Raw genomic sequence first — 9,035 nt, 5'->3', positions numbered from 1 at the left:
TTTTAGCTGTTGCTACTCTTGGTGTTGTACTTATAATAGTTGTAATGCTTATGGGTTCTCTAACATCTAACAATACAAGTGGTCAGCCACAAGCAATTCTTCCTCCTGAACCACAAAAAGAGATTAAAAGTGTAGCAGATGAGCCACTTTTTGAAGACGTTCCAGTTGTTCAAGAAACAACTAAAGATAATATTTCTTTAGATGAAATCGCTCAAAAACTTAAAGAAGAGAGCATAAAAGAGGCTCCTGCAGTTCAAGAAGATAGACAAACAGAATTAGTTGAGAGTAAAAAAGTCGAACCTAAAAAGGTAGAGCCAAAAAAAGTTACTCCAAAAGAGCCAAAACCTAAGGCTCAAATGGCAACTTCAGGAATTTATTATATTCAAGTTGGTTCTTTTTCAAGACTTGAGCCAAACAAGAAATTTTTAGAATCTATTACAAAACTTGGGTATGAATATAAATTTCATAAAGTTGAAAATAATGCCACTCCTTTAAATAAAGTTTTAGTGGGTCCTTTTGCCACAGATACTGAAGCTAGAAAAGCATTAAAAGAGTTAAGAACTTCCGTTGAAGCTGCTGCTTTTTTAACAAAAATACAATAAAACCATGCTCCTCCTGGAGCAACTCTTTTACAAGGTACTCCTTTGATTTACTCAAAACAATTTTTTCAAGATCAACTAGCTCCAATTGCAGTTTATGCAAAATTAAAAACTATATTTAAAGATGAAATCTCTTATCTTTTTGAGAGTGCTGGGCAGAGTGAGGGTAACTATAGCTTTATCTGCATGGGGGCAAGAGAGAGAGTTCAGTACATTGATGGTAAAACTATCTACAGTGATGCAAAGGGTTTAAAACACATTAGTGATGAGTCACCATTTACCTTTTTAAAAAACTACTATAAAGGCATAGATACTTCTATCTATAAAAAAGCCTCAAACGAACTCAAAGTAGGTTATGTAGATGGTTTTATAGGCTATATCGGCTATGACATGGTAAAAGTTTTTGAGCCAAAACTCCACTCGAAGATGGACAACTTAAAAGATGAGTTAAACACTCCAGACCTTGACCTTATACTTCCTAAGATTATTTTAGTTTATTCTCATAAAAATCATCAACTAACACTTGTTAGTACACTCCAAGAGATGAGTGATAAGTTTGAGATGATTGAGTGCGAGCTAAAAGGCTCTTATGAGTATATCCATATGATAAAAAATATAGGAAGTGACAAAGGTAGCTTTGCTCATACAAAAGAGCACTTCTTCAAAATGGTTGATGACTCTAAAGAGATGATAAGAAGCGGTGATGTGTTCCAGATTCTTATGACAAACCGCTTTACTAGGGAGATAAAAGTAGATCCATTTAGTTTTTACAGAATCCTTAGAACAAAAAATCCATCACCATATATGTTTTTAATGGAGTATGAGGATTTTAACATCGTGGGAAGCTCACCTGAAGTTATGGTTAGAGTTACAAATGGCGAACTTCTTCTTCGCCCAATCGCTGGAACAAGAAAAAGAGGTTCTACAAAGCAAAGAGATAAAGAGCTGGAAGCTGAACTACTAGCAGATCCAAAAGAGTTAGCAGAGCATCTTATGCTTATAGATTTAGGTAGAAATGATGTAAGTAGAGTTGCAAAGACTGGAACTGTAAAAGTTGAAGATATGATGCATATTGAGCGGTTTTCACATGTTATGCATATAGTTTCAGACGTAACAGCTACTCTAGCTGATGATAAAGATATGTTTGATTTGTTTATGGCAACTTTTACCGCAGGAACAATGACTGGAGCGCCAAAAATACGCGCTATGGAGCTTATCGCAGAGTATGAAGGACTAAAGCGTGGTTTTTATAGTGGAAGCGTTGGCTATTTTGGTTTTGATGGAAATATGGATAGCGCAATAACTATAAGAACTGCCATGGTAAAAGAAGACAGAGTAATACTTCAAGCTGGAGCTGGAGTTGTTGCAGATAGTCAAAATGAGCTTGAATACTTAGAGGTTAGAAATAAACTTGGAGCGTTAGTAGCTTCACTTGAAGATCTAGACGACACTAACGAGAGATAGATGAAACTCTTTGCTTTATTTGGTGATCCAGTTTCGCACTCACGCTCTCCTCTTATGCACAACAGCGTATTTAAAAACCTAAACTACAAAGCTTGTTACACTAGAATTCACCTAGAAGATGGCACAAAACTCAAAGAGATATTTTTCTCACTCAAACTCTCAGGCGCAAACATCACGGTTCCGCATAAAGAAGCGGCTTTCTTGGCTTGTGATGAAGTAAGAGGTTTTGCGAAAAAAGTAGGCGTTGTAAATACTATAGTAAATGAAAATGGTCGTCTAATAGGCTATAACACCGATGCAGATGGCTTTATGTTTGCCATTAAAGAGTTTGGAGATATAAAAAACATACTAATTCTTGGAGCTGGCGGAACGGCAAAAGCACTGGCCTCAAAATTTATAGACTCTAACATAAAAGTTAGTGTTATGAACAGAAGTGAAGCGAGACTCTCTTACTTTAAAGAGCTTGGTTGTGAGTGTTTTAGCTGGGATAATTTTGAGATAAAGAAGTATGACTTAGTGCTAAACTCAACAAGTGCTGGGCTCAAAGATGAAGAACTTCCTGCTCCACTTGCTTTAATAGAGCAGATATTAGATAACACCTCTTTTGTAGCAGAGGCAATTTATGGGAAAATAACACCATTTTTAAAGCTTGCAAAAGAGAAAAATATCAGATGCAAAGATGGTTCTGACATGTTACTGGCTCAAGGCATCTTAGCTAATGAGCTTTTTGTAAATCATGAGCTAAAGAGTGATGATATAAAGCATTACATGAAAAAGAGTTTTGAGCTCTAAAACATAGGGTACATAATCTCATTCTGCACTGCTTCTATCTCAGCCATTGTCTCTTTACTTAGAGTGATATCTAGTGCGGCGAGTGACTCATCCATCTGCTCTATATTTCTAGCGCCTATGATAGTAGAGGCTACAAATGTAAACTGTTTTGAGTAGGCTACTGCGAGAGTTACTGCAGAGATATTGAGTTTTTTTGCTATCTCTAAATAACGCTGAGTAGATTTTAATGACTTCTCATTTAAAAATCGTTCTGCTTGAGAGTTTAACCGTGTATTTTTACTTGACATGTAGTCAGAATATCTTGCGTTTTGTGGATAGAACTCACTGTTATATTTACCACTTAAAACTCCTCCAGCAATTGGAGAATAGGCTAAGAGTGAAATGCTCTCTTTTGTACATACGTTTGCGAGTTCATCTAAAAAACGTGGGTTATTTAACGAAAAATTATTTTGTATGGATTCAAATCTAGCAATGCCTAATCTCTTTGAAGTCTCATTTGCTTTTGTTAGCCCATAAGCACTATCATTAGAAGTTCCAAGGTATCTTACTTTGCCCTCTTTAACAAGCTCATCAAAGGCTATTAACGACTCTTCTATGGGTACAACTGTATCTGGCCAGTGCATTTGATAGAGGTCTATATAGTCAGTTCCTAGCCTCTTTAAAGAGCCTTCTATCGCTCTTTTAATGTGGAACTTATCTATTGCTGTATAACCATGGCGTATTGGCGGAACAAACCATCCATTTGCAGCTCCTGCAACTTTTGAGGCTAAGATAATGCTATCTCTTTGTTTACTCTTTAACCATTTTCCAATAATACTCTCACTAATGCCTGTATCTTCGGCTTTTGGTGGAACTGGATATATTTCAGCAGTATCAAAAAAGTTAATCCCTCTCTCATACGCTTTATCCATAATCTTAAAAGATTCAGCTTCAGAACTCCACGAGCCAAAGCTCATAGTTCCCAAGCATATTGGTGTAACTCTAAGCCCTGTTTTCCCTATGTATCTGTACTGCATCTTTTATCTCTCTTTTATTTTTTATTATGAGATAATTACTTTTTTATAAGAACTCTTCTCAATTAATCTAAGAATTATAGCAGAGACATATGGGATACTTTGAATCAATATAGTTGCTGAAAATATATAAACTTCCACTATTCCTTGATGATTAGTCATAATAAGTGCTATAAATGAGCCAATTAAGAGTGATGCTAAGATAATCTCATTTTTTACAGGACTGCTAGTACTTTTTTTACTGTTACCACCTTTTTCTGTTCTCTTAAATGGCAGATTATCTTTAACAAATCCATCATAAACAGCTTTAAAGATTGTAAGTTGCAAGCTCATAGCAGCTATTGCGCCAAGTAGTGAGTGGTAGAAGTTGGCACCAACTCTTGTTCTATAAAGCACAAATGAGTGAATAACATTTACTAAAAATGCTGTTAGTATCGGTACAGTTAGAGCAATAGTAGGGATTGTAACACCAACAAATATAATCACAGGAACCCAGATAATATTGAGTATCGAAGTAACTGTCCCCAGAGCGTCTGAGAGCCAGAAGAACCATCCTGTTATAAAGTGATGTTTTTGAGAACGCGTTAATGTTTTTGATGATGGCTCGAAATGTTTCCAATGTTTTTTCAAAATCTGTACAGCACCATAAGCCCAGCGATGTCTCTGATTTTTAAACGCTTCAATAGTATCTGGAAGTAGCCCATGCCCATATCTGCGGTTTGTGTAGTGTCCTACATATCCAGCTTCAAAGAGTCTAAGCCCTAGCTCACTATCTTCTACGATAGTATCTGTATTCCACTGCCCTACTTCATCAAATGCACTCTTACGCACCATTATCATAGTTCCATGCGCTACTATGGCATTTTCTTCATTACGCTCAACCATTCCTATATCAAAGAAGCCAGCATATTCAGCATTCATAGCAGTCTTTATAAGAGATTCTTCTCCATCTCTGTGGTCTTGTGGAGCTTGAACAAGAGCAACTTTTTCATCATCAAAAATAGGAATTAAATCTACAAGCCAAGTTGATTTTACAACATAATCAGCATCTATAACGGCTAAAACTTCGCACTTTGGATTTGTAAACTCTAATGCCTTGTTTAGTGCCCCTGCTTTAAAGCCAGTGCACTCTATATCAAGATAGACAAATCTATCTCCAAGCTTTTCGCACAACTCTTTTATAGGTGTTTTATAAAAATCTTCTGGCGTATTATTTATAATAACTAAGACTTCAAAATTTGTATATTTTAGATTTGCAAGAGCTTCTAGAGTCTCTTTTAAAACATTAGGTTGTTCTTTGTATGCAGGTACATGTATACTCACAAATGGGACATGATCTGATTTTAAATTAAGAGGGATTAGTCTCTTTGGTCGTCTTCCTATTGTACACTTAAATAGCTCATTAGCTTTTGCTAGAGTAATTAGAGTAAGAGGCACCATCAAAATAGAACCCATACCCCACATAATCCATGTTCCAAAATTCATATAGTGCACAAATGGATAAACAGCTGACATTACAATACCAAAAGAGATACCTTGCGCGGCTAGTCCATAAGTCATTGCATGCAAGAAGTTTATATTTTGATTTCTAAGTCCAAAGAAGGTTAGTATTGCACCAATAATAGCAGCTGCAACCATCTGCATAAACCAAAATGGTTCTACTAAAACATTACCTTTTAGCTCAAACTTTAGATGACGATTTGCATCAAAAATTCCCCAGTACTGACCAACACTTCCTTCATCTACACCTTTCCAAGGTTGATCAAATGCTTCGAGAAGGTTATAGCTAAAGCCCTCTTTTTTTGCAAGTTCTAAAAATTTTCTAATAACCATTGCCTGATTTTGCGGACTTGCAACTGATGCTTGATTGTTATATCCTCGACTAGGCCATCCAAACTCTCCAATGATTATAGGCTTTGTAGGATGAGCTTCTTTTATTTTTTTATATTTCTCATTAAAAAATACTACAAAGTTCTCAGCTTTTATCTTCTCCCAATAAGGAAGTATATGAATATTTATAATGTCAACTTCATCTGCTAAGTATGGATACAACAGCCACATATTCCAGATTTCAGCTGTTGTCACTAAAATAGTGCGCTGTTCTTCTTTAGCCGCATTGGCTTTTGCCTCTCTTAGCTTTTTCGCTCTTACTTTTCTGTTTTTTTCTTTTAATATCTCTTCTTTAATAGCTTTTGCTTTAGCGTCTCTGTCTACTTTTAAGATAAGAGTAACAAACTCTTTAAAGTCTTTTATATGAACAATCAACTCATCTGGATCTAAATCATCACGAAGCAAAACCTCGTTTCCTACGATAACAGATATAAGGTTATCATGATAATCAGCTACAAGACTCTTAGCTAGAGCTATCTCTTTTTCATTATCTTCAACATCACCAGAGAGCCAAAGACCCATATGTGCTCTCATACCAAGCTCACTTAAGTGAGGCATAACTTTTTGTGAATCCTCTGCTGAGTATAAACGAATAGTATTTGTAAACTTTTTTAAAAGTTTTAAATCTCTAATTACCTCTTCATCACTGAGCATCTCTTTTTCATTACCTTTTTGATAAGGCGCATAAGAGAGAGATTCTATGATTTCATCGGTGTCAGGAGGGGTTATAAACTTATCGTTGTTAAGCCATAAAAAGACTTGAAGAAGCGAAGCAAACAGTAACGAAACTAAAATATATTTCAATGTACTTCCTAAGATAATAAATCGAATTGTACATCAAAATTTTACAAAGTGATGTACAAAATTTTTAAATGCCAAATATAAGAATTAAAGCAGGTAGAAGCATCAAATCTGCAACGATTGCCATAAACATTGCAATCATAGTTAAAAGTCCAAAGTAGATGGTCGGATAGAAGTTTGAGAAGAGTAAAACTGAAAAACCGACCATGATAATAGCTGATGTATAAAACATAGCTCTTCCTATGCTTTCATGCGCACTAAACATGGAAGCAGTTGCATCTTTAGACTCACGATAAAGCAAAGAGTAACGGTAAATATAGTGAATAGTATCATCTACCGCAATTCCTAAACTAATTGCAGCTATTGTTATAGTCATCATATCTAGTGGGATATTCATCCAACCCATAAAGCCAAAGACAACGCCTACTGGAACAATGTTAGCAATCATAGCAATAATGGCAACTTTAAGACTTCTAAAAAGAATTAGAAACATTAAAAACAAAATAACAACAACAACGCCTATCGTCTTTATCTGTGAATAATAGAGTGATTGAAGCATACTGTTATACATAACCAAAAGATTAGATATTTTATGATCTTCATACTTTTTATTTAACATATTGTTTAAGTCGTGATCTATCTTTTTTATCAGCTCATCTCGTTTTAGATTTGGCATTGAGTCGATGATTCTTGTACTTATTCTCACCTGATTATTTTCTATATCTACATATGGCGTTAAAATTATCTTTTTATACTCTGGAGGCAATTTTTTGTACATTAGAGCCAATGTTAGCCCATCAGCTTCTTCATTGTTATTTAGTACCTTTAAAACCTCTCCTGCAGTTGAGAGTGAGAGTACTTTTCCAACCGCCTCTAAAGATTCAAGATACTCATGTACCTCTTTTATCTTTCTCATCTTATTTTGAGTAAACCAATATTGCTCTTTATCACCCACTTGCTCTTGGAACTCATCCATAAAAGAGTCTAACTCTGTGTCTTCATCAGAGCTCACTACTTTTATATTTTCTACTTCGTCACTAGCCTCTTTAAACGTTAAAATAACGTCAAGAGGTGTTGTTCCCCCAAGCTTTTGATCAATTAGAGCCATTCCTTGGTATATCTGTGTATTTTCTTTAAAGTAATCTATAAAACTGTTCTCAACTCTAAGTTTTGTTGCTCCTGAGATAGAAAAAAGAGTTACTAAAAGAGTCATAAACAAGATGCTTTTTTTATGATTATATGCAACATAAGCAACTTTAGATGTAAATACAGTTTCTTCTTTTAATAGTTCTTGAGACTCTTTTCGTCTTAAGAAGAGTAAAGTAATTGGGAAGACAATATATGTAATTAGAAGTGAAATAACTATTCCAGCACTCATCATCCAACCAAAATTTATAACTGGTAAAATCCCACTAAAAACTAAAGAACTAAATCCAGCTATTGTTGTTAAAACAACAAAAACAGACGGTTTTCCCATTGAGAGAACACATTGCATTGCTAGGTTTTCTTGAGATTCATTTGGAGTCTCCAAAAGTAGCTCTTTATATCGCACTACTAAGTGAACAACTAAAGACATATTCATAATAAGTTGCAGAGATATAAAGTTAGATGAGACAACGGTAATCTCAAGCCCAAAGAGCCCAAGGAATCCACTAGTTACGATAAGGGAGATTGTACAGATAAAGAGTGCAATAGCAACCCATTTAATCTCTTTTAATAAAACATATAAAATAATTATCAAAAGTACAACAATTAAAAATCCAAATGTTTTAAGGTCATACTTAACAAACTCGACCATATCATCAGCTATCATCTCAACTCCACCTAAATGAAGCTTTACTTTTGGGTGATTATTTTCAAAATCAGAGATGATTGCTCTTAAATCAACTATTGTTTTATGATTAACTTCTCTTAAAATATCTCTATATTTCTTGAGCTCTAAAGAGACATTTTTATAAGCTCTCTTCTCTTCATCACTTAACTTTCTCTCTTTTTTTAACTTAATATATTTTTCTCTTTGATTGATAAGTGAAAAATAGTTCTCATCTCTTTTAAGATTTATCATAAGCGCTGTAGTAGTGAAATCTTCACTTACTAGATTTTTCTTATATACGGCGCTACTTAAAAACTCTTTTCTTACAAGCTCCTTATCTATACCTTTGGATTCAAGCGTTGGAATATCTTTTAGTAGCTCTTTAAAAGGGATTGGAGGAGATTGTAAAAGCGGTACATTTACTATAGAGTTTATAGATTCTACAATATGAAGAGTTTTTATCTCACTACTTAATTTTTTAATATTATCTATATTTTCTTGGCTTAGTAGGTCATCTTGCGTCGTGTATGTAATAACCAAAGAGCTTGATGTTTCAAAACGTCTTGCTACATCTCTTGAGAACTCCAAATCCTTATCATCTTCTAGAAGTAGCGTCTCTGCACTTGCATCTATCTCAAGCCTCATGGCAAAGAGTGCCATGAT

General features: G+C 34.7%; 6 protein-coding genes. 3 read left to right on the top strand and 3 right to left on the bottom strand.

The genetic code is table 11. The annotated features are described in order from the left end of the window. The 3 genes from PHI38_RS07460 to PHI38_RS07450 form a co-directional block, all read left to right on the top strand. A partial coding sequence (locus tag PHI38_RS07460) for an SPOR domain-containing protein (protein WP_299854547.1) occupies nucleotides 1–602 on the top strand: 602 nt, incomplete at its 5' end. A 42-nt stretch (nucleotides 603–644) separates the two neighbouring features. After that, nucleotides 645–2,063: an anthranilate synthase component I family protein gene (locus tag PHI38_RS07455; protein WP_299854545.1), complete on the top strand. Its 1,419-nt coding sequence runs from the start codon at nucleotides 645–647 to the stop codon at nucleotides 2,061–2,063. Next, a complete protein-coding gene (locus PHI38_RS07450; RefSeq protein WP_299854542.1) occupies nucleotides 2,064–2,855 on the top strand; it encodes a shikimate dehydrogenase in 792 nt (263 codons plus the stop codon). Here PHI38_RS07450 and PHI38_RS07445 read toward each other — a convergent pair. From PHI38_RS07445 to PHI38_RS07435, 3 genes are all read right to left on the bottom strand, one after another. Continuing rightward, a complete protein-coding gene (locus tag PHI38_RS07445; RefSeq protein WP_299854539.1) occupies nucleotides 2,852–3,871 on the bottom strand; it encodes an aldo/keto reductase in 1,020 nt (339 codons plus the stop codon). The genes PHI38_RS07450 and PHI38_RS07445 overlap by 4 nt on opposite strands. A gap of 24 nt (nucleotides 3,872–3,895) precedes the next feature. Next, a complete protein-coding gene (locus PHI38_RS07440) occupies nucleotides 3,896–6,562 on the bottom strand; it encodes a glycosyltransferase family 2 protein (RefSeq protein WP_299854536.1) in 2,667 nt (888 codons plus the stop codon). A 64-nt stretch (nucleotides 6,563–6,626) separates the two neighbouring features. Next, nucleotides 6,627–9,035 (bottom strand): MMPL family transporter (locus PHI38_RS07435; RefSeq protein WP_299854533.1); only part of this gene is annotated, 2,409 nt, incomplete at its 5' end.

This window comes from Sulfurimonas sp. (assembly GCF_028694895.1).
Taxonomy (GTDB): domain Bacteria; phylum Campylobacterota; class Campylobacteria; order Campylobacterales; family Sulfurimonadaceae; genus Sulfurimonas.
Note: the sequence above shows the minus strand (reverse complement) of the source record. Positions and strands in the feature narration are given on the sequence as shown.